This is a genomic window from Rhodoferax sp. OV413, from assembly GCF_900104385.1.
Classification (GTDB): Bacteria; Pseudomonadota; Gammaproteobacteria; order Burkholderiales; family Burkholderiaceae_C; genus Rhodoferax_B.
Window position 1 is genome coordinate 209,743 of sequence record NZ_FNJA01000006.1, and the last position, 26,839, is coordinate 236,581.

General features: G+C 65.6%; 25 protein-coding genes. 17 read left to right on the top strand and 8 right to left on the bottom strand.

What is annotated here, in order from left to right; translation table 11 throughout:
• Positions 1-8: 8 nt before the first annotated feature.
• From BLT66_RS19720 to BLT66_RS19730, 3 genes are all read right to left on the bottom strand, one after another.
• Positions 9-893: a J domain-containing protein gene (locus BLT66_RS19720; RefSeq protein ID WP_176955113.1), complete on the bottom strand. Its 885-nt coding sequence runs from the start codon at positions 891-893 to the stop codon at positions 9-11.
• Entirely contained in the window at positions 869-1,801 is a 933-nt protein-coding gene (locus BLT66_RS19725; RefSeq protein ID WP_176955114.1) for a DnaJ domain-containing protein, read from the bottom strand. Before BLT66_RS19725 ends, BLT66_RS19720 begins: the two co-directional genes overlap by 25 nt.
• Before the next feature lie 89 nt (positions 1,802-1,890).
• Complete coding sequence (locus BLT66_RS19730; RefSeq protein WP_092760306.1) at positions 1,891-2,682, bottom strand: GntR family transcriptional regulator; 792 nt, start codon at positions 2,680-2,682, stop codon at positions 1,891-1,893.
• Positions 2,683-2,963: 281 nt separating this feature from the next.
• Here BLT66_RS19730 and BLT66_RS19735 point away from each other — a divergent pair, with 281 nt between their 5' ends.
• The 12 genes from BLT66_RS19735 (at position 2,964) to BLT66_RS19790 (ending at position 15,046) form a co-directional block, all read left to right on the top strand.
• Positions 2,964-4,208 carry an ABC transporter substrate-binding protein gene (locus BLT66_RS19735; RefSeq protein WP_092760308.1) on the top strand — a complete coding sequence of 415 codons (1,245 nt, stop codon included), beginning with the start codon at positions 2,964-2,966 and terminating at the stop codon, positions 4,206-4,208.
• A gap of 24 nt (positions 4,209-4,232) precedes the next feature.
• Positions 4,233-5,159, top strand: coding sequence for a carbohydrate ABC transporter permease (locus BLT66_RS19740; protein WP_092760310.1), 927 nt, complete (start codon positions 4,233-4,235; stop codon positions 5,157-5,159).
• Positions 5,156-5,989 carry a carbohydrate ABC transporter permease gene (locus BLT66_RS19745; protein ID WP_092760312.1) on the top strand — a complete coding sequence of 278 codons (834 nt, stop codon included), beginning with the start codon at positions 5,156-5,158 and terminating at the stop codon, positions 5,987-5,989. Before BLT66_RS19740 ends, BLT66_RS19745 begins: the two co-directional genes overlap by 4 nt.
• Before the next feature lie 11 nt (positions 5,990-6,000).
• Positions 6,001-7,173 carry an ABC transporter ATP-binding protein gene (locus tag BLT66_RS19750; RefSeq protein WP_092760314.1) on the top strand — a complete coding sequence of 391 codons (1,173 nt, stop codon included), beginning with the start codon at positions 6,001-6,003 and terminating at the stop codon, positions 7,171-7,173.
• 31 nt (positions 7,174-7,204) lie between these two features.
• On the top strand, positions 7,205-8,188 hold the full coding sequence (locus BLT66_RS19755; protein ID WP_092760316.1) for a 2-hydroxyacid dehydrogenase: 984 nt from the start codon (positions 7,205-7,207) through the stop codon (positions 8,186-8,188).
• Between the two features lie 2 nt (positions 8,189-8,190).
• On the top strand, positions 8,191-9,012 hold the full coding sequence (locus BLT66_RS19760) for a fumarylacetoacetate hydrolase family protein (RefSeq protein WP_255407013.1): 822 nt from the start codon (positions 8,191-8,193) through the stop codon (positions 9,010-9,012).
• A 24-nt stretch (positions 9,013-9,036) separates the two neighbouring features.
• Positions 9,037-9,804: an SDR family oxidoreductase gene (locus BLT66_RS19765; protein WP_092760320.1), complete on the top strand. Its 768-nt coding sequence runs from the start codon at positions 9,037-9,039 to the stop codon at positions 9,802-9,804.
• A 34-nt stretch (positions 9,805-9,838) separates the two neighbouring features.
• On the top strand, positions 9,839-10,807 hold the full coding sequence (locus tag BLT66_RS19770; RefSeq protein WP_092760322.1) for a tripartite tricarboxylate transporter substrate binding protein: 969 nt from the start codon (positions 9,839-9,841) through the stop codon (positions 10,805-10,807).
• Positions 10,808-10,831: 24 nt separating this feature from the next.
• The gene (locus BLT66_RS19775) at positions 10,832-11,866 is read left to right on the top strand and encodes an L-idonate 5-dehydrogenase (RefSeq protein WP_092760324.1); all 1,035 of its coding nucleotides are present in this window, start codon (positions 10,832-10,834) and stop codon (positions 11,864-11,866) included.
• Positions 11,867-11,877: 11 nt separating this feature from the next.
• The gene (locus BLT66_RS19780; RefSeq protein ID WP_092760326.1) at positions 11,878-13,125 is read left to right on the top strand and encodes an enolase C-terminal domain-like protein; all 1,248 of its coding nucleotides are present in this window, start codon (positions 11,878-11,880) and stop codon (positions 13,123-13,125) included.
• Between the two features lie 108 nt (positions 13,126-13,233).
• Complete coding sequence (locus tag BLT66_RS19785) at positions 13,234-13,788, top strand: pseudouridine synthase (RefSeq protein ID WP_092760328.1); 555 nt, start codon at positions 13,234-13,236, stop codon at positions 13,786-13,788.
• A 112-nt stretch (positions 13,789-13,900) separates the two neighbouring features.
• Entirely contained in the window at positions 13,901-15,046 is a 1,146-nt protein-coding gene (locus tag BLT66_RS19790; protein ID WP_092760330.1) for a patatin-like phospholipase family protein, read from the top strand.
• Between the two features lie 3 nt (positions 15,047-15,049).
• Here the strand turns inward: BLT66_RS19790 and BLT66_RS19795 are convergent, their stop codons facing one another.
• The 4 genes from BLT66_RS19795 to BLT66_RS19810 all read right to left on the bottom strand — a co-directional run bounded on the left by BLT66_RS19795 (position 15,050) and on the right by BLT66_RS19810 (position 21,245).
• Positions 15,050-16,051: a LacI family DNA-binding transcriptional regulator gene (locus BLT66_RS19795; protein WP_092760332.1), complete on the bottom strand. Its 1,002-nt coding sequence runs from the start codon at positions 16,049-16,051 to the stop codon at positions 15,050-15,052.
• A 90-nt stretch (positions 16,052-16,141) separates the two neighbouring features.
• Positions 16,142-16,816, bottom strand: coding sequence for a PEP-CTERM sorting domain-containing protein (locus BLT66_RS19800; RefSeq protein WP_092760334.1), 675 nt, complete (start codon positions 16,814-16,816; stop codon positions 16,142-16,144).
• 18 nt (positions 16,817-16,834) lie between these two features.
• Positions 16,835-19,969: a glycoside hydrolase family 3 protein gene (locus BLT66_RS19805; protein WP_092760336.1), complete on the bottom strand. Its 3,135-nt coding sequence runs from the start codon at positions 19,967-19,969 to the stop codon at positions 16,835-16,837.
• 238 nt (positions 19,970-20,207) lie between these two features.
• Positions 20,208-21,245 (bottom strand): NAD(P)H-dependent flavin oxidoreductase, encoded by a 1,038-nt coding sequence (locus BLT66_RS19810; RefSeq protein ID WP_092760338.1) that lies wholly within the window; start codon positions 21,243-21,245, stop codon positions 20,208-20,210.
• 132 nt (positions 21,246-21,377) lie between these two features.
• On the opposite strand from BLT66_RS19810, the gene BLT66_RS19815 reads away from it, so the two are divergent.
• The 5 genes from BLT66_RS19815 (at position 21,378) to BLT66_RS19835 (ending at position 26,043) form a co-directional block, all read left to right on the top strand.
• Positions 21,378-21,683, top strand: a complete 306-nt coding sequence (locus BLT66_RS19815; protein WP_092760340.1) for a BufA1 family periplasmic bufferin-type metallophore — start codon at positions 21,378-21,380, stop codon at positions 21,681-21,683.
• Between the two features lie 23 nt (positions 21,684-21,706).
• Entirely contained in the window at positions 21,707-22,558 is an 852-nt protein-coding gene (locus BLT66_RS19820; RefSeq protein ID WP_255407014.1) for an MNIO family bufferin maturase, read from the top strand.
• On the top strand, positions 22,555-23,304 hold the full coding sequence (locus BLT66_RS19825; RefSeq protein ID WP_092760345.1) for an HvfC/BufC N-terminal domain-containing protein: 750 nt from the start codon (positions 22,555-22,557) through the stop codon (positions 23,302-23,304). The genes BLT66_RS19820 and BLT66_RS19825 overlap by 4 nt, the downstream gene beginning before the upstream one ends.
• A gap of 4 nt (positions 23,305-23,308) precedes the next feature.
• On the top strand, positions 23,309-23,791 hold the full coding sequence (locus tag BLT66_RS19830) for a DoxX family protein (RefSeq protein WP_092760347.1): 483 nt from the start codon (positions 23,309-23,311) through the stop codon (positions 23,789-23,791).
• Between the two features lie 224 nt (positions 23,792-24,015).
• Entirely contained in the window at positions 24,016-26,043 is a 2,028-nt protein-coding gene (locus tag BLT66_RS19835; RefSeq protein WP_092760349.1) for a methyl-accepting chemotaxis protein, read from the top strand.
• A 79-nt stretch (positions 26,044-26,122) separates the two neighbouring features.
• On the opposite strand, the gene BLT66_RS19840 is transcribed toward BLT66_RS19835, so the two are convergent.
• Entirely contained in the window at positions 26,123-26,836 is a 714-nt protein-coding gene (locus BLT66_RS19840) for a class I SAM-dependent methyltransferase (RefSeq protein ID WP_092760351.1), read from the bottom strand.
• Positions 26,837-26,839: the final 3 nt, after the last annotated feature.

Here is a 26,839-nt window from a genome sequence, read left to right on the forward strand (position 1 = left end):
CTTTATTTCTAGCGCAACGCAAACGACGCGGGCAGCGACACCGCAACCACGCCGTATCGGTTGGGGTCCAGGCTGCCGGCGCTGGCCTTGTCGCCCAGGCCCTGCGTGACGGTGATGTCGCGCAGCGCGTCGGCGATAAACCGGTTCAGGAATTTGTCGCCCTCGATGCGTAGCTCAGCGTAGGGCGCGTAGGCCAGTTTTTCCGACAGCTTCTGGATCAGCTCGTCCTGGTGCTGGGTCAGCAGGCTGGCGAACTTTTCGGACTCGATGTTGCCGATCTCCACCGTCACGGCGGGGATGGACAGGATGTGCCGGCTGCTTTCCACGCCGTCGGCCAGCGGCTCGGTCGTGGCCAGCACCACCCGCAGCTCGGAGCCCAGCAGGGACAGTTTGCGGACCTCGGCAGCGGGGCCGGTTTTGGCCGGCTCGGTGCTGGGGAGCTTGTCCGGCAGCGCCGGAGCGCCCGTTACCAGCACGGCCGTAGCCACGGGCGGCGCCGGTTTCTTCTTCGACGACAGCGACCACATCAGTCCACCTGCCGCCAGGATTACGATGGCCAGCAGCCACAGGTACCAGTTCGATGTGGTGGCTGGGGCTGCAGTCCGGCGCGGGCGCGGCGCTGCGTAGCCGGCGGGCAACGCGGAGCGTACCGCGGTTTGCTTGAGTTGCACATCGTAGGCCGCGCGCTGGCCGGCATCCGACAGCACGCCGTAGGCTTGCACGATCAGCGCCGCCCGGCTGGCCATGGCGCTGTCGGCCTGGTGCTTGTCCGGGTGGTGCCGCTGCATCAGGCTCTTGTAGGCGGCCCGCAGCACTTCCTTGCTGGCGTTCGGGCTGACCTCCAGTAGCTCGTAGTAGTTCATGCGGGTCAGCGGCGCAGCACTTCGCGCCATTCGGCTTTCTGCCGCTCTATGCGCATGCGTTCGGTTTGCTCCTTGACGCGTTGGTCTTCCTTCTGCTGCCATTCGCGCCGTTCGTCGTCGCGCCGCGCCTGTTCCTTGGCTTGCAGCTCGGCCATGCGCAGGTCGGCGGCCACCTGCTCGCCGCGGCGGCGGGATTCTTCTTCGAAGCGGCGCGCGTCCTGTTCGACCTTGCTTTTCTCGCGCTCCACCGTGCGCTTCTCGTTTTCTTTGCGGCGGTTTTCGGCTTCCAGCGCATCCAGCTCGGCCTTGTTGGCCGGGCGCACGCCGTGGGTCTGGTAGTACTCCTGCAGCAGCACTTTTTCACTGGCCTGGGCGGCGGCGGTAGCGGCCATTTCAGCCCGGCGGTTGGCCAGCAGCAGGCTAACTGACTGGGCTACCGCACCGATGGCAAATAGCGTTCCCAGCACCATCAAAATCTTGCGCAGCAGCGGCGCTAGGCTGGATACGACCGGTTCGCTGCTGGACGCGAAGCTGCGGCTCTCGCGGAACGGCGCGGCGCCGGAACGCAGCGCCATCGCATCGGCGCGCAGGGTCATGGCGTCGGCCCGCAAGGCCATGGCCTCTGCGCGCAGCGACAAGGCTTCGGCATCGGCTTGCAGGGGCACCAAGGCCAGCGAGGGCGCAGCGGCGGCCGGCACCGGCGCTGGCACGGCTGCCGCGGCCAGCTTGGCGTCGTAGGCATCGCGGCTGCTGGGGGTGGACAGGGTTTTGAAGGCCAGCTGCAGTACCTTGAGCTTGAAGTCGTAGTCGTCCGCGCTGATGCGGTTTTTCTGCGACACCAGCTTGGCGGACGCGGCCTCGAACGCGGCCTGGATCTCGGCCTCGGAGGCATCGGCAGCCACCGCCAGGATTTCGTACAGTGTTTTCTTTCTTGTCACCACGTCCATTGTTCCCCAAGCCTTTGTAAAGCCATTGTTACAAAAAACGGCACCGGATACTGTTTCTATGGTGTGGAATTTTGAAGGTTTTAGGCGCTGGCGATGGGGGCGAAGGTGTCGTCCATGGTGTCCAGGCTGCAGTCCAGCAGGGCCGGGGCGACTTCGCGCTCCAGCACGCTGAACATGCTTTCCACGAAGTCCATCAGCCCGTCGGAGGCGGCAATCGCCGCATCCACATGGCCGTTGGCTACCGCGTCGATCACGGCGATATGTCCGTCCACCGTGCTCTGCAGGTTGGTGTGCTGGGGCGTCTGCATGTGGTAAATCCAGCCTATGCGCCGGAAGATGGTGTGCAGCGGGCGCAGCGTGCTTTCCACAAACGGCTCGTTGGCGGCAGCCAGGAACAGCTGGTCGATGCGCCGGTCGACCTGGTTGAACTGCGCAATCGTCATGTCGGCACCGTGCTCTATCAGCTGGCGGCGCAGGTGCAGCATCTGGTTGCGCTGCGATGCGCCGGAGCGCTCGGTGGCCAGGCGGATCACGAAGCGCTCCATGTCGCGGCGCAGCTGCAGCAGCACGCGCTCGCGGGTCAGGTCGACCGGGGCGATCTGGATGCCGTGGCGCGGCGAGACGATGACCAGGGTGTCGGCTGCCAGGCGGCTGACGGCCTGGTGTACCGGCGTGCGGCCCAGACCCACCAGGGCCTGCAGTTCGTGGGTGGCCAGAAAGCGCCCGGGCTTGAGCTCGCAGCTGACCAGCAGGCTTTCGATCTGCTCATAGGCCTGGTCGGACAGGTTGACTTGGCTGCGGCGGCGCGGTGCGTCCGACAACGGCGCAGCCACGGCCGTCAGTGCGGAACGGGAGCCGGGGGACGAAGCCATAGTGTTCTTTCTGCGATTGCAATGGCATGCGATACCGCATGCGTTCAACTGCCAAGCATACCCTGATATGTAAGCTGCGGCACAGTGATATACCGCTCTTACACAGTGGAATACACGCCATTTTCTATCGCCATCGGACTCTCCATGCATGCGGGTAAGCACCAAGAACTTTCGTGAAATATCACGTTATTCTTCATTTCGGGTTGATTGCCGGACGCAGCCTGCAGACCACCCATTCGAATAACTTCGCGGCCCATGGGCCCGCATTGATGGAGACAAGCATGAAGAAACTGTCCAAGCTTTCGGTCTGTATGGCGGCGCTGGTAGGTGCCGTGGTGGTCGGTGGCCTGCCGCTGGCGGCCCATGCGCAAACCAAGGAGGCGCTGACTTTTGCGGCTGTCACGTTCAGCGAGGCGGGCCGGGGCGAGCGCCTCAAGGCCTGGGTGGAGAAGTTCAACAAGAGCCAGGCTGTCGCTGAAATCACGCCTATCGCCATTCCCTTCGGCAGCTTTGCCAAGACGGTGTTCACGCAGATGGGCGGCGGCGCGGGGCCTGATCTGGTCCGCATGGACGCGATTGACTACTACGCCGCGGTGAACAGCAAAAGCATCTTGCCGCTGGACGATCTGCTCAAGGGCGGCAACTACAAGTTCACCGAGCCCGACAAATACATGATGGTGGGCGGTAAGCGCTATGGCGTGCCGTTCGAGCTCAGCAACTATGTGCTGCTGTACAACCCGGCCTTGCTCAAGGGCGGCAAGCCACCGGCGAACTTTGACGAATTTCTGGCCAGCGCCAAGGCCGCTACCGGCAACGGTGTCTACGGCTACGCCTACCGAGCCACCATGGCCGAGGGCAATGGCTTTTGGCAGGACCTGTGCAACTTCGTCTACGGTTTTGGTGGCCGCTGGAGCGACGCGCAAGGCAATCTGACCCTGAACGATCCCAAGGTGCTCGAAGGCGTCGCCGCCTATAAGCAGGTTTACGACGCGAGCGTGATTCCCAAGGGTGCCGACGCCGCCACCTACCGCCGCATGTTCTGGGAGCGCAAGGTGGCGATGGAGGTCGACAACGGCGGTGTGGCCGGCATATTCAGCCTGCAGGCACCCGAACTGGCGTTTGCGGCCGCACCGTCTCCGTTCCCGACGCGGGCCCAGGGGATGGTGCTGACCGCGCTGACCATCAATGCCAATACCAAGCACAAGGCCGCTGCCGAAGCCTTTATCAAGTGGACCTTGCAGCCCGAGAACCAGAAGGACCTGCAGGAATTGCTGGGCGCCAGCAACGTGGCGACGGTGGTTGAGCGCAGCCCGGAGCTGATGGCCAAGCGGCCCTGGCTGAAGGTCTATGACGACCAGACCGTGAACAGCGTGCCGCAACTGGTGCAGGGCTTGGAGGTCAAGACCCCGGAGATCCAGCAGATCGTGCTGGAGCAGGTGCTCAAGGTCTTGCAGGGCGGCGTAGACCCCAAGAAAGCGATGGACGACGCCCAGCGTGCGGCCTTGTCGCGCGTGCTGCGTAAGTAAGTCGGCCCACTGCAGAGCTTACCCATGCATGCTGCTTCATCTCAGGCCAGCGCCGCGGCGCCGAGGGCCGAGCGCGACTGGACTCCCTACTGGTTCGCCGCACCGGTAGCCCTGTATCTGCTGCTGTTCCAGGGCTATCCCCTGGTGCAGGAGTTCTATCTGAGCTTCACGTCGACCGCCTTGCTGTCGCCTGGCCAGCATACCTATGTCGGGCTGCAGAACTACGTCGATCTGGTGACGCAGGAGGAATTCCGCCAGGTGTTTCTGATCACCGCTATCTACACCGTGGTCTGCGTGGTGGTGGCGATCGGCCTGGGCCTGGGCGCGGCGTTGCTGCTCAATGCGCCGTTCCGCGGTCGCGGTCTGGCGCGGGCGCTGGTGACGATTCCATGGGCCGCGCCACCGGTGGCCGTGGCCCTGATCTTCATCTGGATATACAACGGCCAGTACGGCATCTTCAACCATCTGCTGGGCGCGCTCGGCGGGCCGGCTAGCCTGGAGAGCTGGCTCGACAGCCCGGCGCTGGCCTTGCCCGCGGTGTTGTTAACGACCATCTGGCAGATATTTCCGTTCGCCTCGGTGGTCATCCTGGCCGCCTTGCAGAGCGTGTCCTCCGAACTGCGCGAGGCCGCGGTGATAGACGGCGCGGACCGGCTGAGCGTGTTTCGTGCCGTGGTCTGGCCAACCATCCAGCCTTCGGTGGCGCTGCTCGCGCTGTTCCTGACCATCTGGTCCCTGCGCCGCTTCGACCTGATCTGGCTCATGACGCAGGGTGGCCCGATCGGCTCGACCAACACCATGGTGATCGAGCTGTACCGTCGGGCTTTTGTGTACCGCGATCTGGGGCAGGGCGCCGCCGTCGGCATGGTGGGTCTGTCGATTGCGCTGCTCATCACCATCGTCTATTTCCGTTACACACAGCGCGTCGAGCGCGCCAAGGGGCAGCGATGAGCCGCACGCTGTCCTGGAGCCACGCGCTGCGCATGATCCTGGTGCTGGCTCTGCTGGGCGTGGCCGCGTTCCCGATTTACTGGATGCTGGTGACCTCGCTGACTTCGTCGTCGGACCTGTTCGCCCCCAAGCCGCACCTGCTGCCCGACTGGTCGCAAGCTGCGGTCTACGGCCACGCCTTTAGCGCCACCGCCGTCGCCACCTGGCTGAAGAACAGCGCCATCGTCGCCTTTGGCACGGCCGGGCTCAGCATCGTGCTGGCCATTTTTCCGGCTTATGTGCTGTCGCGCTACCGCATGCGGGCGGTTGCCATCCTAGGGGTGGCGCTATTCGTCACGCAGATGCTGCCCGAAGCCATGCTGGTCGTGCCCTTGTACGCGATCTTTGGCCAGCTGGGCTTGCTCAATAGCCTGACTGGCCTGATCCTTGCCAACACGGCTTTCACGGTGCCGGTAATCACCCTGATCCTCAAGGGGGCGGTTGACGGCGTGCCGATCGACATCGAAGAGGCCGCCAGCATCGACGGATGTTCGCGCCTGGGCATCGTACTGACCATGGTGCTGCCGCTGGTGGCGCCCAGTCTGGCTGCGGCGGCTGTGATCGCCTTCTTCCATGGCTGGAACGAATACGTGTTCGCCCAGACGCTGATCAGCGACCAGGGGCTGCAGACCGCTTCGGTCGGCCTGGCCGGCTTCGTGGGCGAGCTGAGCACGCCCATGCATACCGTGATGGCTATCGGGCTGATGTACACGCTGCCCGCCGTCATCTTTTACCTCTTCGTGCAGCGCTACGTCGTCTCTGGCATGACCGCCGGCAGCGTCAAGGGCTAAGGACATTCACTATGGCATCCATCTCCCTCAAGAGCGTTACCAAGATCTTCGGCGGCAAGAAGGTCGCGAACCAGATCACGTTGGACGTCGCCGACCGCGAATTCCTAGTGCTGCTCGGGCCCTCGGGCTGCGGCAAGTCCACGCTGCTGCGCATGCTGGCTGGCCTGGAGCAGGTCACCAGCGGTGAAGTCCACGTCGGTGCCCGCCGCGTCGACACCTTGCCGCCCAGCGCCCGCGACATGGCCTTCGTGTTCCAGTCGTATGCGCTGTACCCGCACATGACGGTGCGGCGCAACATCACCTTTCCGCTGATCATGCGCCAGCACCGCTGGTGGTTCCATCTGCCCCTCATCGGCGGCCTGGCCAAGCGGCGCATCGAGCAGACGCCGGCCGTGCGTGACTTGGTCGATCGCACGGCCAAGACGTTGGCACTGACCGAGATGCTCGACCGCTACCCGCGCACGCTGTCGGGCGGCCAGCGCCAGCGCGTGGCGCTGGGCCGGGCCATGGTGCGCCAGCCCGATGTGTTCCTGATGGACGAGCCACTGTCCAACCTCGATGCCAAGCTGCGCACTTCGATGCGCGCCGAAATCATCAAGCTGCACCGTGAAGTCGGGGGCACTTTCGTCTATGTGACGCACGACCAGATCGAGGCCATGACCATGGGCACCCGCATCGCGCTGATGCGCGACGGTGAGGTGCAGCAGTTCGGTACGCCGCGCGATATCTACACCGACCCGGCGAACACCTTTGTGGCCCGGTTCATCGGCACGCCCCCGATGAACCTGATCGAGGCGCGCATCGAGCCGCGCGGTCTGGTCATTGGCAAGGCCGTGCTGCCGCTGCCCGAGCATCTGGCAGCGCTGGGACAACAGGCAGCACGCGATGTGCTGCTTGGCATCCGCCCGCAGGCGCTGGGCCTGGGCAACGGCGTGCTGGCGGGGCAGATGGTACTGGTCGAGCACGTGGGGGCCGAGTCCATCGTCAGCATCAAGCTCGACCATGCCAACACCGCCCATAGCGAGGACGGCGAAAGCGGTGACGACGTGATGGTCGTGGTGCAGGGCTATAGCGATCTGCGCACCGGCCAGCCCGTGCAGCTGTCGCTCGATCTCGGCGAGGCCGTGCTGTTCGAGCGCAACGGCCAGCGCATCCGCGTGCCGGCGCTGGCGCGCGCGGCCTGAGCGTCGCAATGAACCCCAACCAGGACAGCCCATGAAAACCCTCAAGATTGCTTTCCACGGCGAGAACGCCGCCAACTTCCGCCAGGGCTTCGAGACCCTGGTCGACCCACGGCACCAGATCGTCGATTTGAGCGACACGCTGGCCGGCCTCGGCGAGCGCGAACACTACGAGAGCGCCGACGTCATCGTCGGTATCAAGCTGAACCGCGAGATGCCGGTGCCGCAGCAAGCGGGCCTGTTCCATGCGCCCTCCGCAGGCACGGATGCCATCGACACGGCGCTGCTGCCGCCCGGCACCGTGCTATGCAACTGCTTCGGCCATGAGCACGCCATTGCCGAATACGTGATGGCCGCCTTGTTGCAGCGCCACGTGCCGCTGGCGCAGGCCGACGCCGATCTGCGCCAGCAGCGCTGGACCTACTGGGCTGGCCGGCCGACGGCACTGCGCAGCGAACTCGGCGCACAGACGCTGGGCCTGCTTGGCTTTGGCCATATTTCCCAGGCCATCCTGGCACGGGCCAAAGCCTTTGGGATGCGGGTCACAGTGGCCAACCGCAGTCCCATCCACGATGAACGTGTAGACCAGGCATTTACGCTGGACCAGCTGCCCGCCTTCATGGCATCGGCCGACGCCATCGTGGTCTCACTGCCCTTGGCGGCGCAGACGACCGGCATCGTCGGGGCCGAGGCCTTTACCGCCATGCGGCCCGATGCCCTGATCCTGAACGTCGGGCGCGGCCCGGTGATCGATGAGCAGGCGCTGTATGACGCCCTGGCCCAGCGCCGCATAGGCGGCGCCATCATCGACACTTGGTACCGCTATCCGACGCCCGACCAAGCCGAGTGCGCACCGTCGCGCCTGGATTTCGCGTCGCTGCCGAATCTGCTCATGACCCCGCACATGTCGGGCTGGACCTCGGGCACGGTGCGCCGGCGCCAGCAGACCATGGCCGACAACATCCAGCGTTGGCTGAACGGCCAGCCGCTGAACAACCTGCTCTGGCCTAAGGCATGAACGTGCATTCTTCTCCCACCCTGCCCGCGGCCGCGCAAGAGGTCGTAGCCACCCTGGTCGCGGCGCGCCGTTCCGGACACCCGGCTCCGGCCGCACCCTTGCGGGACGCGCTGAGTACGGACGACGAGGCCTATGCGGTCCAGGACGCGGTAGCCCAGGCGCTGGGTTGGTTTGCCGATGGTGGGCCGGGCTACTGGAAGTCGGGCGGGGCGTCTCGGGACTCTGTGCTCAGCCATGCGGCCCTGCCGTCCGCGGGTGTGCGGGTGGCCGGCGACACGCTTGCGGATCTGTCCTTCCACACGCCGGCCGTGGAAGCCGAGATCGTGCTGCGCATCAAGGAAGATGTGACGCCCGAGCGCGCGCAGCGCCTGGGCCACGCCGATGGTCCGGCCCTGGTGGACGCTATGGCTGTCGCCATCGAGATCGCCGATTCGCGCTGGCAGGAAGGGCTGCAGGCACCGGCCGCTTTGCGGCTGGCCGACCAGGGCTCGCACGGCGCGCTGATGCTGGGCGAATGGCTGCCCTGCCGCGCACACGACTGGGCCAGCCAACGCTGCGAAGTCCGCTTCGGCGGCACGCCGGTGATTGCCAACACCGGCGCCTATTCGCTGGGTGATCCGCTATGGCTGTTGCCGATCTGGCTGCGCCATGCCACGCGCGGTGGACGCACGGTGGCCGCGGGTAGCGTGGTCACCACGGGCTCCTGGGTGGGCGCGATCCCCATGCCCAAGGATGCCGATGTCGTGGTCCGCTTTCCAGGCTTGGGCGAGCTCGGCCTGCGCGGCGGAACTGTGCACTCCTCCCGCTCCATCGATTTCACCTGACTACAACTGGCATAAGGAAACCCCATGTCCCCATTGTTTGACTTGACTGGGCGCACGGCGCTCATCACCGGCTCTGCCCGCGGCCTGGGCTACGGCTTTGCGCAGGGCCTGGCCGAGGCGGGCGCCAAAGTCGTCATCAACGCGCGCAATACCGAGCAGGTTGCGCAAGCCGTGGCCCAGCTCCGCGCCCAGGGCCACGAGGCTCAGGGCCTGCCGTTCGACGTGACCGACGAAGCGGCGGTCAGTGCCGCGTTTGCGTCGCTGGACCAGCAAGGCATAGAAGTCGACATCCTGATCAATAACGCCGGCATCCAGCATCGCATGCCCCTGGTCGACCTGGAGCTCAAGGACTGGCAGCGCGTGATTGACACCAACCTGACCAGTGCCTTCATCGTCGGCAAGCAGGCTGCCAAGCGCATGATTGCGCGCGGCCGCGGCGGCAAGGTCATCAACATCGGCTCGCTGACCAGCGAGGCCGCGCGCGCCACCGTCGGCCCGTACACAGCGGCCAAGGGCGGCATCAAGATGCTGACCCGCGCCATGGCCGCCGAATGGACTGAGCACGGCATCCAGGCCAACGCCATCGGCCCTGGTTACATGGCCACCGAGATGAACACTGCCTTGCTGCAGAACCCTGCTTTCGACACCTGGGTCAAGGGCCGCACGCCGGCACGCCGCTGGGGCCGTGCCGACGAGCTGGCCGGCACCGCGGTCTACCTGGCTTCCGCGGCCTCCGACTATGTGAGCGGGCAAATCATCTACGTCGACGGCGGCATGCTCGCCGTGCTGTGACGGCCCATCTTTTCCATTCCTTTTCGAGATCACCATGAACTCCATCCGCCTGTCCATTTCCGCTGTGGCCGCCGTACTGGCGAGCGCTTTGTTTTCCACCGCCGTCGTCGCTGCCGACTATCCGACACGCCCTATCGAGATCGTCGTGCCATCCTCGGCCGGCGGTGGCACCGATGTGATGGCGCGGCTGTTTGCCGAGACCGCCAAGAAGTACGTGCCCCAGCCCTTTATCGTCAGCAACAAGCCGGGCGCCGGCGGCGGCATCGGCATGACCGAGGTGCAGCGCGCCACGCCCGATGGCTACAAGATCGGCGTGCTGATCTCCGAGCTGGCCATCATTTCCCACGTCGGCATTAGCAAGGTGACGACCAAGGATTTCATCCCTATCGCCCGCTTGAACGGCGACCCGGGCCTGATCGCGGTGCGCAGCGATGCGCCCTGGCAGTCGATCGACGAGCTGCTAGCCCAGGCGCGCAAGCAGCCCGGCACGGTGTCCATGGGCAATGCGGGCACGGGCACCATCTGGCACCTGGCGGCGGCCGCGGTGGAAGAGAAAACCGAGGTGCGCTTCAACCACGTGCCATTCCAGGGTGCGGCGCCCAGCGTGCTGGCTCTGGTGGGCGGGCATGTGGATGCGATCACCGTCAGCCCGGCCGAGATCGGCTCGCACGTGGCGGCTGGCAAGGTGCGTGTGCTGGTGGCCATGGCCGAACGTCGCCTGCCCGCACCCTTCGACAAGGTGGTGACCTTCAAGGAAAAAGGCGTAGACCTGGTGATGGGCACCTGGCGCGGCCTGGGCGTGCCGCTGGGCACCGCACCCGAAGTCGTGCAGTACCTGCGCGAAGCCGCACGCAAGACCGGTGAAGACCCGGCCTTCCGCGAGGCGCTGGTAAAGGCCAATTTGCAGCCCGCCTATATGGACGGCGAGCCTTTCCAGGTTTTCATGAACAACGCCTCCACCCACTTCAAGAAGCTGGTCGGCGACATCAATCTGCAGAAGTAAATCCGCGCACAAAGGCATAGCACCATGGAAGCACTCGTCATCCACGCCGCGGGCGATCTGCGCGTCGAAACCTTTCCCACCGCCGAACTGGGCCCGGGCCAGCTGCGCGTGCGGGTGCGCTGCGGCGGCATTTGTGGCTCGGACCTGCACTACTACAACCACGGCGGCTTCGGCACCATCCGCTTGCAGGAACCCATGGTGCTAGGCCATGAAATCGCTGGCGTCATCGACGCCGTGGGCAGTGCGGTGACCGGCTTCGCGGCGGGTGAGCGTATCGCCGTCTGCCCCAGCAACCCCTGCGGCCAGTGCCGCTACTGCCAGCAGGGTTTGCAGAACCACTGCCTGGACATGCGCTACTACGGCAGTGCCATGCGCAACCCGCATGTGCAGGGCGCGTTCCGCCAGGAGATCGTGGTCGAGCCGCACCAGGCACACCGGCTGGCGGCCAGCGTTAGCGACGGCGAGGGCTCGATGGCCGAGCCACTGGCGGTGGCGTTGCACGCGGTGCGCCGTGCCGGCTCGCTGCTGGGCAAGTCGGTGCTGGTCACGGGTTGCGGGCCGATAGGCGCGCTGGTGATTGTGGCGGCCCGGCGCGCTGGCGCCGCGCACATCGTGGCCACCGATGTCAGCGACCACACCCTGGGCAAGGCGCTCAAGGTCGGAGCCGACGAGGCCATCAACGTGGCCGACGAACCCGAAGGCCTGGCGCGCTTCAAAGCCGACAAGGGCCAGTTCGATGTGCTGTTCGAAGCCAGTGGCAACGAACGCGCGCTGCGCGGCGCACTCGACACCCTGCGGCCGCGCGGCATCCTGGTGCAGCTGGGCCTGGGTGGCGAGATGACGCTGCCGATCAACACCCTGGTGGCCAAGGAGTTTGATCTGCGAGGCGCCTTCCGTTTCCACGAGGAATTCGCCATGGCGGTGGAGCTGCTGAACAAAGGCCTGGTGGATGTCAAGCCGCTGATCTCGGCCACGCTGTCCTACCGCGATTCGGCCCGGGCTTTTGCCCTCGCAGCCGACCGCTCGCAGGCCATGAAGGTATTACTGAATTTCGATTGAGAAAGCATGCAATGGCGACCCTGATTACCGATGTCAAAGTCATACTCACCGCCCCCGAGGGCATCAACCTGCTGGTGGTGCGGATCGAGACCAACCAGCCCGGCCTGTACGGCCTGGGCTGCGCCACCTTTGCCTACCGGCAGCTGGCGGTGCAGTGCCTGCTGGAGCAGTACCTGAAGCCGCTGCTCTTGGGCCGCGATGCCACGGCCATCGAGGAGCTGTGGCAGCTGATGCACCAGAACGCCTACTGGCGCAATGGGCCGATCGAGAACAACGCGATCTCGGGCGTGGACATGGCGTTGTGGGACATCAAGGGCAAGATGGCCCAGATGCCGCTGTACCAGCTGTTCGGCGGCAAGTGCCGCGAGGGCGTGCCTATCTACCGCCATGCCGACGGCCGCGACCTGGCCGAGCTGTGCGACAACATCCAGAAGTACCGCGAGCAGGGCATCACCCACATCCGCTGCCAGAACGGCGGCTACGGCGGCGGCGGCTTCGGCGCGGCCCCGGCCACGGCGCCGCAGGGCGCGCTGGACGGCATCTACCTGGACAGCAAGCAGTACATGCGCGAAACGCTGAAGCTGTTCGAGGGCATACGCAGCCAAGTGGGCTTTGACGTGGCGCTGTGCCATGACGTGCACGAGCGCCTCAAGCCCAGCGAGGCCATCCAGTTCGCTTGCGCGCTGGAGCCGTTTGACCTGTTCTTTCTGGAAGACGCGATTGCGCTGGAGGAGGGCGAGTGGCTGCGCCAGCTGCGCGCCAAGACCACCACGCCGCTGGCCCAGGGCGAGCTGTTCAACAACCCGACCGAATGGAAGTTCTTGATCGTCGAGCGGCTGATCGACTACATCCGCGTGCACCTCAGCCAGATCGGCGGCATCACCGCCGGCCGCAAGCTGCAGATCTTTGCCGAGCAGTTCGGCGTGCGCACCGCCTGGCACGGCCCGGGCGATATGTCGCCGCTAGGCCATGCGGCGAACATCCATGTGGACCTGGCGGCGCGCAATTTCGGTGTGCAGGAATGGTCGGGCACCGAGCCGCCGAACTTCGTGATCCAGGAACTCAAGGGCCCGCGCGATGCGCTGCTGGACGTGTTCCCCGGCCTGCCCGAATACCGCAACGGCTATGTCTACGCAAACGACAAGCCCGGCCTGGGTGTGGACATCGACGAGGCCGAGGCCCGCAAGTACCCGTGTGACAACGCCACCACGCTATGGACCCAGACCCGGCTGCGCGACGGCACGCTGCAGACTCCCTGAACGGTTATCAGTGGTTTGCTATTGAAAGCGTAGCTGCCTGCGCAGGAAGAATATGCGCCGCAGCCCTAAAAGGCTGTTATTGGCCGGGGGCTAAAATCGGGCCTGCCCATGGCCAAGATCATCCTCTTCAACAAGCCCTTTGACGTGCTGACCCAGTTCCGCCCCGATGGCGTGCGGACCACGCTGGCCCAGTTCATCCAGGACCCGAGCCTGCGCGTGGCCGGCCGGCTGGACCGGGATTCGGAAGGCCTGCTGCTGCTGACCGACGACGGCGTGCTGAACGCGCGCATCACCCAGCCGCGGCAAAAGCAGTTCAAGACCTACCGGGTGCAGGTGGACGGCATTCCCACCGAGGCCGCGCTGCAGGCGTTGCGCCAGGGCGTGCTGCTGAACGACGGCATGACCTTGCCCGCGCAGGCCGCGCAGATCGACCCGCCCGAGATCTGGCCGCGCACGCCGCCGGTACGCTTTCGCGCCAACTTGCCGACATCCTGGCTGGAGATCCGCATCTGCGAAGGGCGGAACCGCCAGGTGCGGCGCATGACGGCCGCTGTCGGCCTGCCCACCCTGCGCCTGGTGCGGGTGCAGATCGGTGCCTACAGCCTGGGGGCTTTACAACCCGGCCAGTGGTGTGAGTGGAATCGTGCTGTAGCGCAGGAATAGACTGCGCTAGTAGCTATGTATTTGATAGCATTTTGGGCAAAGCGAGCGCCCAGTGCCGGTACCGCCCGCCTATACTGCAGTGCAACATTCCCTGCTGCTGAAAGGTGTTGGCATGACCGCGTCCCCCGTACCCTATCCTGAACAATGCACCTTGGTGCTGCAAGGTGGCGGCGCGTTGGGCGCCTACCAGGCGGGGGTCTACGAGGCCTTGCACGACCACGGCATCGCCCCCGACTGGGTGGCCGGCGTGTCGATTGGTGCGATCAACGCGGCCATCATTGCCGGCAACCGGCCCGAGCTGCGGGTGGCCCGGCTGCGCGAGTTCTGGGAAGGCGTGTCCTCGCAGCTGCTGGCGCCGGCGCTGCCCGCGCACTTTGGCATAGAGGCGCGTGAGTTCTTCAACGAATCCAGCGCCGCCTGGGCCTCGCTGTTCGGGGTGCCGGGCTTCTTCAACCCGCGGGTGCCGCCGGCACCGTTCCAGCCCTCGGGCACGCCCGGGGCGCTGAGCTACTACGACACTTCACCACTGCGCAGCACCTTGCTGCGCCTGGTGGACTTTGAGCGTATCAACGCCAAGCACCCCGAGGGCAAGGTGCGCCTGTCGGTCGGGGCGGTGCATGTGACCAGCGGCAATTTTGAGTACTTCGATTCGTCGGACGCAAAACCCGTGGGGCCGCAGCACATCATGGCCAGCGGCGCGCTGCCGCCGGGCTTTGCGCCGGTGGAGATCGACGGCGCGTTCTACTGGGACGGCGGCCTGGTGTCGAACACGCCCTTGCAGTACGTGATCGACCAGCCGGCGGCGGACGACATGCTGGTGTTCCAGGTGGATTTGTTTAGCGCCAAGGGCCGCATGCCGCGCAACCTGAGCGAGGTGGCCGAGCGCGGCAAGGACATCCAGTTTGCCAGCCGCACCCGCTTCAATACCGATCTGATTGCCACGCAGCAAAAGCTGTCCAGCGCGGCCAAGCGCCTGGCCGCCAAGCTGCCGCCCGAGTTGGCCAACGACCCCGACCTGCAGCTGCTGCTGAACGCCGGCACCTCGGCCGCGCTGACCATCGTCCACCTGATCCACCGCAGCAAGCACTACGAAACCCAGTCCAAGGACTACGAGTTCTCGCGCGCCACGGTGCGCGAGCACTGGGAGGCCGGTCGCAAGGATGTGGAGCGCAGCCTGGCCGATCCGCGCTGGGCCGAGCGCTGCCGCTCGCAGGTCGGCATCACCGTGCTGGACTTGACGCGGCCCGAGAAGGACTGAGGCTTAGCCCAGCGTCCGCACCGAGTCGCGCACCACCAGGCGGGGCACCAGCAGGCCTTGGGGCTCGGTCAGGTTCTCGCCCACCGCCAGGCGCAACGCCAGCTGGGCGGCAGTCCGCGCCAGTGCGGCCACCGGGTGGTGCACGGTGGTCAGGCGCGGATGGATCAGGTCGGCGTATTCCACATCGTCAAAGCCGATCAGCGACAGCTGCGACGGCACGTCGATGCCGGCGGAGCGGCAGTAGTTCAGCGCGCCAAATGCCATCTGGTCGTTCAGGCAGAACACCGCAGTCAGCGCCGGTTGGGCCGCCCAGAGTTTGGCCATGCACTGGCGCCCCGATTCGAAATGGAAGCTGCCCTCGATGACCCGTTCGGGCGGCAGCGCCACGCCAGCGGCCTGCAAAGTGTCGCGGAACGCGGCCAGGCGCTGCATGCTTTCGGGGTTGGAATGCGGGCCGGCGACCACGCCGATCGCGCGGTGGCCGCAGCCCAGCATGTACTCGGCCGCCAGCCGGCCGCCCGTGTGGTTGTCCAGCTGCACGCAGCGGGCTGCAAAGCCCGGCACGGTGCGGTGTATCACCACCACCTGAGGGTTGCTCAGCAGTATTTCGGCCAGCGCCTGGTCAGACAGCTGGCCCGGGTACAGGATGATGGCGTCGCAGCGGCGCTGGCGCATGAACTGCAGGCCGCCTGCGACTTCTTCCTCGCTGTTCTTGCCGCAGGTGACGATCAGGTAGCTGCCGACGGCGCTCACGGCCTCTTCGATCTCGTTCACCAGCGGCGCAAAGAAGGCGCTGGACAGGTGCGAGACCACCAAGCCCACACAGTTGGAGCGCCGGCTGGCGAGGGACGCGGCAAAGCTGTTGCGCGAAAAGTCCAGCTCGCGCATGGCCAGCTCGACCTTGACGCGGGTGGCTTCGCGCACCTTGTTCGGCTCGTTCATGACCCGCGACACCGTGGCACTGGAGACGCCGGCCCGCGCCGCAACGGTATGGATGGTGGACATGGTGGTAGCGATGCAAGTGGCTAGGCCTGGCTGGATGTCAGCCAGGCCTGCCGCAGGATCTTACCAATCACGGCCCGGCGGCCGCAGGGTTCAGCCGGGGCGGCGGCGCCGGGTGGCCACCAGGCCGATGGCGGCCGCGCCGAACAAGGCCAGCGACCCGGGTTCGGGCACGGTTTGCAGCAGGAAGTTGTCCACGCCAAAGCTGTCGGATGTGCCGCTCACGTCGAACCAGATGGCCCGCACGTTGTCGAACGGCGCGCCCAGCCCGAAGCTGGTGGCGGGGAAGTCCGAGTCTTCACTGGCCAGCAGCTGCGCGTAGTCGTCGGAGATGCCGTTGGCCGATGCATGGATGTAGACCTGCTCGTTGCCGGACGCCGGGCCGCCACCGGTATCGGTGTTGGAGACGATGTCAAAGCTGCCCAGGCTGAAGGCGCCGCCGTCGATGCGGGTGAGGCGGATCTGCGTCAAATAGCCAAAGTTGCCGGTGGCCCAGTGGCCTTGCAGCACGTCGTTGCCGACCTCGTAGAAGTCGCCCACATTGCTGGAGAAGGCAGAGTCGGTGCCAAAGAATTCGAAGCGGTAGCCGGCCTCCTGGTAGCTGCGCACATCGTCCCAGTTGATGGCGTTGTTGGTGACGCCGGTGGAGCCGCTGTTCTGGGTGACCGTGCCGCCGGTAAAGCTGACCAGTGTGGCCTGGGCCGCCGCCGTGAGGCCAAAGGCCAGCAGTGCGGTGGCGATGATTTTCGAGCTTGTCTTTTTGAACATATGGGTTTCCGTGGGGGTTTATTGGGTGAAGCGCACGTTGCGCACCTGGAACTGCACGCCTTGCTGGTCGCCCCATTTCGGGAAGATGGCAAACGGCACGCTGGTGCGGCGCACATCAAAGCAGGCGGTTTTGGCGGCGGTGAGGGTGCTCAGGGGCAGGCTGACGGTCTGCCAGCCACCAGCTGCGGGCCGGCCGAACAGCACGTCGCCGGTAGTGCAGTTGGTGCCCGCGCTTTCCATCTTCACCACCAGGCCGCCGCTGTTGCTGCCGTAGCTGCTGACGTTCAGCTCGAACTCCAGCTTGCCGCCCGCAAAGTTGACCAGGTTGATCGGGTCGCTGTCGTTGAAGAACAGCAGGCCGTCACCGCCATCGGCCGCAAAGTTCAGTGCCAGCTCGCCACTGGGCAGCACGCTGTACGTGGTGTGCACATTGTTGGTCGAGTAGGTGTTGATCTTGAAGCCGTCGGACACCAAGCCGTTGCTGAACATGCTGTAGCTCGGCCCGGGCTTGGGTGTGGGCAGCGCTGCTGTCGGCGGCACCAGGGTTTCGCAGGCCACAGCATCGGCATCCTTGGCGGCGCCCGGCACCCAGCGGATGTTGGCAAAGGATGCGGTGAAGGCCTTCTCGGTATAGACCAGGATCGGCGTGTTGATGGCCGAGAAGTCCGTACCCTTGGCGGCAAAACAGGCCAGCGGAATCTTCACCGTGTGCTTGCTGTTCAGGCCCAGAGTGCTGAACAGAGTTGTGCCATCGACTTCGCCGATGCAAGGGTAGCTGCAGTCGACGCGCAGCTTGACCAGGCCGTCCGGCAGCTTGTGGACGATGGTGTCGAACACCAATGCGCCATCGGCGTTCAGATAGCCTTGCTGGTCGCTGGTGCTGGGCGCTTGCGAGTAGAACTGGCCGGTGCCGGTCCAGCTGACCTTCTTGGCATCTTGTTGCACATTGATCTGGGTGGTTTCGACTTTGATCGTGGCGTGCGACACCACGGCGTTCAGGTCCGAGCCGATGGCGGTGCCGCCCCAGTTCTCTGGCGAGCCTATGCCGAGTGCAAATGGGGCCTTGTCGGTGGAATTGAAGATTTCCAGGTCCACGGTGGCGGTGCCGCCACCGCCGGCGGTTTGGCCGCAACCCAGGGTGGGCACGCTTTCGTCCAGCTTGGCCAGCGTCTTCTGGTCGGCGTAGCGCATGCCGTAGCCATAGGCAAACAGCGGGTCGTAGGCCGCATCGCCCACGTTCAGCGGCGTCTGGCAGCCGGCCTTGGGCCAGGAGAAGGACAGCTTGCCCACGGTGTCGAAATTGACCTTGCCGTTGTAGGTGCGGTAGAGCACATCGCCCACGCCCTTGCCCTCGGTGCCCGGCAGCCAGGCGACGACGAAGGCATCGGAGCGGTTGATCTCCTTGTTCACCAGCACGGGCCGGCCGGTGACCAGCACGGTGACCACGGGCACGCCCTTGCCGCTGACGGCGTTCAGCACCGCCAGATCCTCGGGGTAGCGGCGTGCGTGTTCCAGTGTGCCGGTCTTGCCGATATCGCCCACGCCCTCGGCATACGGGGTTTCGCCAATGACGGCGATCACGGTCTTGAAGTCGCTGATGTTCACATCGGTGCCGGTCTCGCTGTAGACCACATTGGCGGCGCCGGTGGCGGCCTTGATACCGGCCAGGATACTGTCGGCGTTCGGAAAATCGGCATTGGTGTTGGACGTGCCTTGCCAGGTCAGCGACCAGCCGCCGGTCTGGTTCGACAGGTTGTCGGCCGACTTGCCAACCACCAGCACCTTCTGGCCGCGCACCAGGGGCAGCAGCTGCTTCTCGTTCTTCAGCAGCACCAGGGATTTGCGTACCGCCTCGCGGGCCAGCACGCGGTGCTGCAGCTGGGCGGCGTCACCGGCGTTCAGGCGTTCCAGCGGGCGCTTGGCGCTGAAGATGCCGGCGCGCATCTTGACGCGCAGGATGCGGGTCACGGCGTCGTCGATCCGGGCAAGTGGAATGGCACCGTTCTGTACCTGGGTGATGGTGTTGGCGATGAAGGCCTTCCATTGGTCGGGCACCATGATCATGTCGACCCCGGCGTTGATGGCTTGGGCGCAGCTGCCATCGCTGCAGCCCGGCACCTGGCCGTGGCCGTTCCAGTCGCCGATGACGAAGCCGTCAAAGCCGATCTTGGTCTTCAGCACATCGGTCAGCATTTCCTTGCTGCCGTGCATCTTGCCGACGGTGATGCCTGCGGCCTCGTTGGTCCAGCTGTTGAAGGATGCCATCACGGTCTGTGCCCCCGCGCCCAGCGCCGAGTAATAGCCCTGGCCGTGGATGTTGACCATCTCGGCCTTGGTCGCCATGTTCACGCCCTGGTCCTTGCCCTGGTCGGTGCCGCCGTCGCCCATGAAATGCTTGGCGGTGGCGATCACGGTGGCCGGGCGGGCGAAGTCGCCCTGCAAGCCTTTGATCATCTCGTAGCCGTATTTGTTGACGATCAGCGGGTCTTCTGAATAGCCCTCGTAGGTGCGGCCCCAGCGGTCGTCGCGTACCACCGCCAGCGTCGGCGCAAAGCTCCAGTCGATGCCGGTGGACGCGACCTGGACGGCAACGGCCTGGCCGATGCGCCGCACCAGCGCCGGGTCGTTGGCGGCACCCAGGCCGATGTTGTGCGGAAACAGGGTGGCGCCATACACATTGCCGTGGCCATGTACTGCGTCCGTACCCCAGATCACCGGGATCTTCACTTTCGCGTCGGTGGCCATGGAGGCCATCCAGTAGTCGTCGGCCAGCTTCACCCAGTCGCTGGACAGCGCGTGTTTGTTGTTCTGCGGCCAGGAGCCGCCGCCGTTCAGCACCGAGCCGATGTAGTACTGCGTGACCTGCGCGGGCGTGATGCTTTTGATTTCGGGCTGCGTCATCTGGCCAACCTTTTCGGCCAAGGTCATGCCGGCCACGATGGCCTGGATGCGCGCCTCGGTGGCCGCATCGCTGGGGATGTCGCTGCTGATGTGCGGCCAGTCCGGGTACTGCACCAGGGTGGTAGGCGCAGCCTTGGCCTGCAACTCGGCCAGCGACTCGGAGCCCGATCCGCCGCCGCAGCCGGCCAGCAGGGCGGCGCTGCAGGCGGCGATCAGGCCGCGGCGTCCGGAAAGGTGAAATGTGTAATGCATAAGGTCTCCAACGGGTGGTCGTACCGGTGCCGGAGCCGGCGCGCAACAAGGCTGCAGACGCCGGGACGGCATGGTTTTTTGCTTTGATGTGCAGGGTGTGCCGCAGCAATGTAAGCGGTTACATTTTCGGTGTAAGCGCTTTACAAACATTGGTACTTGCCCTCGGTAACGGGCTGTAACTCAAGCCCATTTGTTTCCAGGCGTAACGCGTGCGCCGCGCCTGGATGGGGGCGGAGGGCTAGAAGCCCTGGGCCAGCAGGCGCGTGACTTCGGCCGCGGGCAGGGCCTGGCAGGCGCTGGCGTTCTGGCCCGACCAGAGTGGCGAGAAGTCGCCGCTGTGCTGGCTCTCGGCCCGCGCGCGCAGCGGGGCAATGGCTGCGGTGGCCAGTGGGAAGGCCGGGGCGTTGGTATTCATCGGCCCCAGCTCGCGCATCAGCCGATTGCTGATGCCGCGTGCCGGACGCCCGGTGAACAGCGAGGTCAGCGCCGTGTGCCGCGCCGCTGGCGACTGCAGCGCGGCCCGGTGCAGCGCGCTGGTCGTGGCCTCGTCGCACAGCAGGTAGGCGGTGCCCACCTGCACGCCGGCTGCGCCCAGCGCCATAGCGGCGGCCACCCCGTGGGCATCGGCAATGCCACCGGCGGCGATCACGGGTATGCGCACCCCGCGCACGATCTGCGGCAGCAGCGCAAACGCGCCCATTTGCCGCGTCAGGTCGTGCGACAGAAAGTGGCCACGGTGGCCGCCGGCCTCCAGGCCCTGGGCGATCACTGCGTCGACTCCGCGGGCTTCCAGCCACAGCGCTTCTTCCACTGTGGTGGCCGATGCCATCACCTTGGCGCCCCAGCTGCGCACCTGGGCCAGCAGCTCGGGCGCGGGCAGGCCGAAATGGAAGCTCACCACCGGCGGGCGAAACTCCTGCAGCAGATCCGCGGCCGCGGCGTTGAAAGCCGCGCGCCCCGGGCCGGCCACGATCTGCGCGGGGTCTAGGCCCAGCTCTTGGTAATAGGGCGCCAGGGTCGCGTGCCAGGCGGCTTCGCGTGCCGGGTCGGGCTGCGGCTGCGTATGGCAAAAGAAGTTCACGTTGTAGGGCTGGCTGGTCTGGGCGCGGATTTTCTCCAGCTCTTCGCGCAACACGTCCAGGCTCAGCATGGCCGCGGGCAGCGAGCCCAGGCCGCCCGCATTGCTGACGGCCACGGCCATCGCACTGCCTTGTACGCCGGCCATCGGCGCCTGTATGAGGGGCAGCTGGGTACCCAGCAAAGTGGTGAGTGGCATATGCGCTCCAGAAAGAATTTTCAAAAACTATACCCCTGCCTGTAAGAAACCAGCGGCTGTGCGGACTACTGCTCAGCAAGGCCAACACCCTGCTGCATTCCAACCCACTTCACTTATCTACCGGAGATTCTTATGACCACTCGCGCTACCACCTCCTTCGCATCCACCGCCGTGCTGGCCCTGGCACTCGGCTCGGCATTGGCCATGGCCGCCGCCCCGGCTGCCGCTGCCGACGACAAAGAAAAATGCTTTGGCGTGGCCATGAAGGCCAAGAACGACTGCGCGGCCGGTGCCGGCACTACCTGCGCCGGCACGGCGAAGATGGACTACCAGGCGAATGCCTGGAAGTACGTGCCCGCCGGTACCTGCGAAACCATGAAGTCCCCCACCTCGCCCACCGGCATGGGCCAGAAGATGGCCTTTACTGCCAAGATGTAATGCACCTGGATGTAGCGACTGCCATGTCTTCCTCCACGTCGCTACCCCACAGGTCGGGCATCGGTCTGAAATCTGCCCACATCCGGCAGATTCTGGACACCGCGCCCGACCTGGGCTTCTTCGAAGTGCATGCCGAAAACTACCTGGTGGACGGCGGCCCTTTTCACCAGATGCTGACGCGCATCCGCGAACGCTACCCGTTGTCCATCCACGGCGTCGGCCTGTCCATCGGCGCCGAGGGCCCATTGGACACCGTGCACCTTGACGCGCTGGCCCGGCTGCTCGACCGCTACGCGCCCCAATCCTTTTCCGAGCACCTGGCCTGGTCCAGCCACGGCGGAGTGTTCCTCAACGACCTACTGCCCTTGCCCTATACCGCCGCAACCTTGCAGCGCGTATGCGACCACATCGACCAGGTGCAGACCCGGCTGCAGCGCCGCATGCTGCTGGAGAACCCTGCCACCTATGTGCAGTTCAGCGCGTCCACGCTGAGCGAAACAACCTTCATCCGCGAGGTGCTGTGCCGCACCGGCTGCGGCCTGCTGCTGGATGTGAACAACGTATATGTCAGCAGCGTCAATCACCACTTTGACCCCTTGGCCTATCTGCGGGCGCTGCCGCTGGACCAGGTGGGCGAGATCCACCTGGCCGGCTTTGCCGAGCAGCAGGACGGCGCGGGCGACCGGCTGTTGATCGACAGCCATGGCGCCCCCGTGGCCCAGCCGGTGTGGGACTTGTATGCCGCCGCGCTGCGGCTGACCGGCCCGCTGCCTACGCTGATCGAGCGCGACAACGAAGTCCCTGCGCTGCCGGTGCTGCTGGCCGAGGCGCAGGCCGCCGAGATGCATTTGCAAGCTTGCGAGGTGGCCGCATGAACCAGGCTGCTTTTGCCCAGGCCTTGTTTCAGCCCGCGCTGCCGTGCCCGCCCGGTCTGCACACCTGGAACGGCTCCGACCCGGCGGCACGCTTCAACGTCTACCGCAACAACGTAGTGGTGTCTCTGCGCGATGCGCTGGGGGCCACTTTCCCGGTGGTGCAGGCCCTGGTGGGCACTGATTTCTTTCAGGCCATGGCGCAGTTGTTCATCCAGGCGCACCCGCCGCGTTCACCCGTGATGGCCGGGTATGGCAGCGCGCTGCCGGACTTCATCGCCGGCTTTGCACCCGCCGCCAGCCTACCTTACCTGGCCGACGTGGCGCGGCTGGAGCTGGCGCGCGTGCGGGCCTACCACGCAGCCGATGCCGAGCCGCTGCCGCCCCAGTCTTTGCAAGCGGCTCTGGCCGACCCACAGCAGTTGCCGCAGTTGCGCTTGCGCTTGCATCCCAGCCTGCAGCTGCTGGCGTCGCCGCATGCCATTTGCGACCTATGGGCCGCGCACCAGGGCTTGCTGCAGATGGCCGAGATTGATCCCTACCGGGCGCAGACCGCGCTGGTGGTCCGCAACGGCTGGGAGGTGGAGGTGCTGGAGATTCCTGCCGCCAGCGCCGCCTGCATCCAGGCGCTGCAGCAAGGCGACAGCCTGCTCGCCGCCGCCAGCGTCGACCCGGCGCTGGACTTACCCCACACCCTGGCCCTGCTGATACGCCAGCAGCTCATCACCCATATTTCTACCGAGGCCTAACACCATGGCATACCTTTCATCGCTGTTGCGGCAGTGCATTGCGCTGTGCGAACGCATCCCCCATTCGCTAATCGCTTTTCTGGCCCGCTTCTCGGTGGCGGCGGTGTTCTGGAAATCCGGCCAGACCAAGATCCAGGGCCTGGCGATTGACATCATCGGCGGCGACTTCCAGCTCGGCTGGCCGCGGCTGTCGGACTCGGCCATAGACCTGTTCCGAGATGAATACCGGCTGCCCTTGGTCCCGCCCGAAATCGCCGCGCCCATGGCCGCCTGTGCCGAGCATGTGTTACCGCTGCTGTTGCTGCTTGGCCTGGCCACACGCTTCTCGGCCCTGGCCTTGCTGGGCATGACCTTGACCATCCAGCTCTTCGTCTACCCCGACGCTTATCCCACCCACGGCACCTGGGCGGCGCTGCTGCTGTACCTGGTGGCGCAGGGGCCGGGCAAGTTGTCGCTGGACCACGCTATCGCCCGGCGCAACGGTTGACTCGGGTTGCTATGGTTTAAATAGCTGCTGGCGCAGGTAAATTCTGCGCTGGCAGCTTATTTTGTTTTAAATTTCTGCGGCGCAGATGGTTTGCGGCAACATGTAATAAATGCGGTTCCACCATGGCCAACCGCACGCAGCGGAGGTGTTCTCGGCAAGAATGGATGCGCTTTACTTTTCGTAACACGCACGCGTTCCACCTGTTCCATTTGTTTGGAGAACCTATGCTTGCAATGTTTACCTCGCTTCGCGGCAAGATCGTCGCCATCACCGCCGCCGTGCTGCTGGTGGGGCTGGTCGGCCTGTCCATCAACAACGTCTGGACCGCGCGCCAGTACGCGCTGGAGGCGCTGGATAGCCAGACCCGATCACTCGCTAGTTCGCATGCTGAGGGTGTGGCCGAATGGGTCGCGCAAAACCACAGGGTGGTGGCGTCCCTGGCAGCCGCAGTGGCCGAGGAGGACCCGCTGAAAGCCCTGGTGCAGGCCAAGGTGGCGGGCGGTGTGGACTCTGCCTACATCGGCTATGCCGACAAGAAGGCCATCTTCTCAGAGGTGCGCACCCGCGCCCCGGACTACGACCCCACGGCGCGACCCTGGTACAAAAAAGCCGCTGCGGCCGACGGCCCGGTGGTCACCGACCCCTATATCGGCGCGGCGACCAAGAAGTTGTTGATCACCTTCGCCGCAGCCACAAAGGAGGGCGGCCAGGTCAAGGCCGTGACCGCCACCGACGTGCTGATGGACACCGTGTCGCGCAACGTGGCCTCCATCCGTCCCACGCCTGGCAGCTATGGCTTTATCGTGTCCAAGGCCGGCAAAATCGTGGTGCACGAAGATGCCAATTTGCTGCTCAAGCCCGTGGCTGATATTGCGCCGGATCTGGGCCAAGGCAGCTTTGCCGACTTGAAAGGACTGACCGAGATCAAGATCAATGGCGAGTCCCGCCTGGTCTATGGAGCACCCATCACCGGCACCGACTGGTCGCTGGTGGTGGCCCTGCAACGCGACGAGGCCACGGCCGGCATCCGCGCCATGGTCTGGTCCTCGGTGATCGGTGCCCTGGTGGTGGCGGTGGCCGTGCTGTCCATCATCGCGGCGGTACTCAGCAAAACCCTGCGCCGCCTGACCGTCCTGCGCGATGCCATGCAGGAAGTGGGCTCGGGCGATGGCGACCTGACCCTGCGCGTGGCCACCAGTGGCAACGACGAGCTGGCCACCATTGCCTCCAGCTTCAACCAGTTCGTGGAGAAGATCCACAGCGTGATGCTGCAGGTGCGCACCAGCGCCGACGGGGTGGCCATCGCCAGCGTGGAAATTTCGCAAGGCAATAACGATCTGAGTTCGCGCACCGAAAGCCAGGCCAGCGCGCTGGAGCAGACCTCGGCGTCGATGGAGCAGCTGGGTGCCACCGTCAAGCAGAACGCCGACAGCGCGCGCCAGGCGAACCAGCTGGCCCAGAGCGCATCCAGCGTGGCGATACGCGGCGGCGAGGTGGTGGGCCAGGTGGTCGAGACCATGAAGGGCATCAACGACTCGTCGAAGAAGATATCCGACATCATCAGCGTGATCGATGGCATTGCGTTCCAGACGAATATCCTGGCGCTGAACGCGGCGGTCGAAGCTGCGCGGGCCGGCGAGCAAGGCCGCGGCTTCGCCGTGGTGGCCTCCGAGGTGCGTAGCCTGGCCGGCCGATCCGCCGAGGCAGCAAAGGAAATCAAGGCGCTGATCAACGCCAGTGTGGAACGCGTGGAGCAAGGCACCAGCCTGGTCGACCAGGCGGGCAGCACGATGACCGAGGTCGTGGGTTCGATCCAGCGCGTGACCCAGATCATGGGCGAGATCAGCGTGGCCAGCTCCGAGCAGAGCGCCGGCGTGTCCCAGGTCGGCGAGGCCGTGACCCACATGGACCAGGCGACGCAGCAGAACGCCGCGCTGGTGGAGGAAATGGCGGCCGCGGCCAGCAGCCTGAAGACCCAGGCCGGCGACCTGGTGAAGGTGGTTGGCGCCTTCAAGCTCGGCGCGCATACGGCCCAGCAGCCGCACGCCGCACCTGCACGCACCGTGGCGCCTAGGCACACGCCTGCGGTGGCTGCGCCCGCCCGGCCGGTTGCCCGTAGCGCGACGGCTGCACCAGCCCCGGCAGCCCGCAAGCCGCTGCCGGCCAAGCCCATCAAGCTCGCGGCACCCAAGTCCAGCGCCCCGGCGCCTAAGCCGGCCGCGGGGGCTGAGTCGGATTGGGAAAGCTTCTAAGCGGAAAATTACCTAAATCGGCTGCTGGCGCATATTCCACCTGCGCCAGCAGCTATGTAATATGTAGCGGTTGCCCGCTCTAAGGCTTACGCGCCACCAGGTTCACCATGGTTTCGTTGCGCTGCGTGGGCACAGGCCGGCCCAGCCATTCGAAGAAGCCCAGGTCGGGCCGGCTCCACCACAGGTAGGGCAGAGAGACATGGCTGCTGTCGAAGGCAAAGCCGGCGGCGCGCAGCTGGGCCTGGTATTCGTCGGCGGTGCGCTGCACGTCCATCGGATGGCGGAACAGCAGCTTGATCGGCAGCGAGTGGATGTAGTAGCGGGTGGACTCGGCAAACAGCAGGTAGCCGCCGGGTTTCAGTACGCGGAATAACTCGGCCAGCGCCGCCTCTTGTTCGACGATGTGGTGGAAGGTCTGGTGGCAGAACACCATGTCCACCGAGGCGTCGGGTAGCGCGATGGCCGCCGCGTGGCATTCCAGCAGCTGGACCGCGCTGGCGCAGTCGGCAACCGCCTGGGCGGTGCGCTGCTGCAGCTCGGGGGCGGCGTCCAGACCGATGATCTGCCGCGGGCCAAAGCGCCGCGCCAGCTCGGCAAACGAATGGCCGAAGCCGCAACCCACATCGACGATGGTCTCAAACGGCCCGGCGCCGGCCGGCAGCAAGCTCTGCAGATCGTCGAGCGCCCGGCACAGCACATGGGTCTTCCAGGTCGGGGTGTTGAGGAACCAGTTGCCGAAGCGGGTTTCTTCGATGTAGGCCGGAGCGGGGAAGGGCAGGGGAGATGCGTGCATGCA

Bases quoted from the DNA above. Each gene is read 5' to 3' on its own strand.
- BLT66_RS19775 (WP_092760324.1), top strand. From the start codon at position 10,832: ATGGAAGCACTCGTCATCCACGCCGCGGGCGATCTGCGCGTCGAAACC.
- BLT66_RS19820 (WP_255407014.1), top strand. From the start codon at position 21,707: ATGTCTTCCTCCACGTCGCTACCCCACAGGTCGGGCATCGGTCTGAAA.
- BLT66_RS19815 (WP_092760340.1), top strand. From the start codon at position 21,378: ATGACCACTCGCGCTACCACCTCCTTCGCATCCACCGCCGTGCTGGCC.
- BLT66_RS19805 (WP_092760336.1), bottom strand. From the start codon at position 19,969: ATGCATTACACATTTCACCTTTCCGGACGCCGCGGCCTGATCGCCGCC.
- BLT66_RS19835 (WP_092760349.1), top strand. From the start codon at position 24,016: ATGCTTGCAATGTTTACCTCGCTTCGCGGCAAGATCGTCGCCATCACC.
- BLT66_RS19745 (WP_092760312.1), top strand. From the start codon at position 5,156: ATGAGCCGCACGCTGTCCTGGAGCCACGCGCTGCGCATGATCCTGGTG.
- BLT66_RS19780 (WP_092760326.1), top strand. From the start codon at position 11,878: ATGGCGACCCTGATTACCGATGTCAAAGTCATACTCACCGCCCCCGAG.
- BLT66_RS19720 (WP_176955113.1), bottom strand. From the start codon at position 893: ATGGCGCGAAGTGCTGCGCCGCTGACCCGCATGAACTACTACGAGCTA.
- BLT66_RS19795 (WP_092760332.1), bottom strand. From the start codon at position 16,051: ATGTCCACCATCCATACCGTTGCGGCGCGGGCCGGCGTCTCCAGTGCC.
- BLT66_RS19800 (WP_092760334.1), bottom strand. From the start codon at position 16,816: ATGTTCAAAAAGACAAGCTCGAAAATCATCGCCACCGCACTGCTGGCC.
- BLT66_RS19840 (WP_092760351.1), bottom strand. From the start codon at position 26,836: ATGCACGCATCTCCCCTGCCCTTCCCCGCTCCGGCCTACATCGAAGAA.
- BLT66_RS19735 (WP_092760308.1), top strand. From the start codon at position 2,964: ATGAAGAAACTGTCCAAGCTTTCGGTCTGTATGGCGGCGCTGGTAGGT.
- BLT66_RS19755 (WP_092760316.1), top strand. From the start codon at position 7,205: ATGAAAACCCTCAAGATTGCTTTCCACGGCGAGAACGCCGCCAACTTC.
- BLT66_RS19730 (WP_092760306.1), bottom strand. From the start codon at position 2,682: ATGGCTTCGTCCCCCGGCTCCCGTTCCGCACTGACGGCCGTGGCTGCG.
- BLT66_RS19785 (WP_092760328.1), top strand. From the start codon at position 13,234: ATGGCCAAGATCATCCTCTTCAACAAGCCCTTTGACGTGCTGACCCAG.
- BLT66_RS19790 (WP_092760330.1), top strand. From the start codon at position 13,901: ATGACCGCGTCCCCCGTACCCTATCCTGAACAATGCACCTTGGTGCTG.
- BLT66_RS19825 (WP_092760345.1), top strand. From the start codon at position 22,555: ATGAACCAGGCTGCTTTTGCCCAGGCCTTGTTTCAGCCCGCGCTGCCG.
- BLT66_RS19740 (WP_092760310.1), top strand. From the start codon at position 4,233: ATGCATGCTGCTTCATCTCAGGCCAGCGCCGCGGCGCCGAGGGCCGAG.
- BLT66_RS19765 (WP_092760320.1), top strand. From the start codon at position 9,037: ATGTCCCCATTGTTTGACTTGACTGGGCGCACGGCGCTCATCACCGGC.
- BLT66_RS19810 (WP_092760338.1), bottom strand. From the start codon at position 21,245: ATGCCACTCACCACTTTGCTGGGTACCCAGCTGCCCCTCATACAGGCG.
- BLT66_RS19750 (WP_092760314.1), top strand. From the start codon at position 6,001: ATGGCATCCATCTCCCTCAAGAGCGTTACCAAGATCTTCGGCGGCAAG.
- BLT66_RS19830 (WP_092760347.1), top strand. From the start codon at position 23,309: ATGGCATACCTTTCATCGCTGTTGCGGCAGTGCATTGCGCTGTGCGAA.
- BLT66_RS19770 (WP_092760322.1), top strand. From the start codon at position 9,839: ATGAACTCCATCCGCCTGTCCATTTCCGCTGTGGCCGCCGTACTGGCG.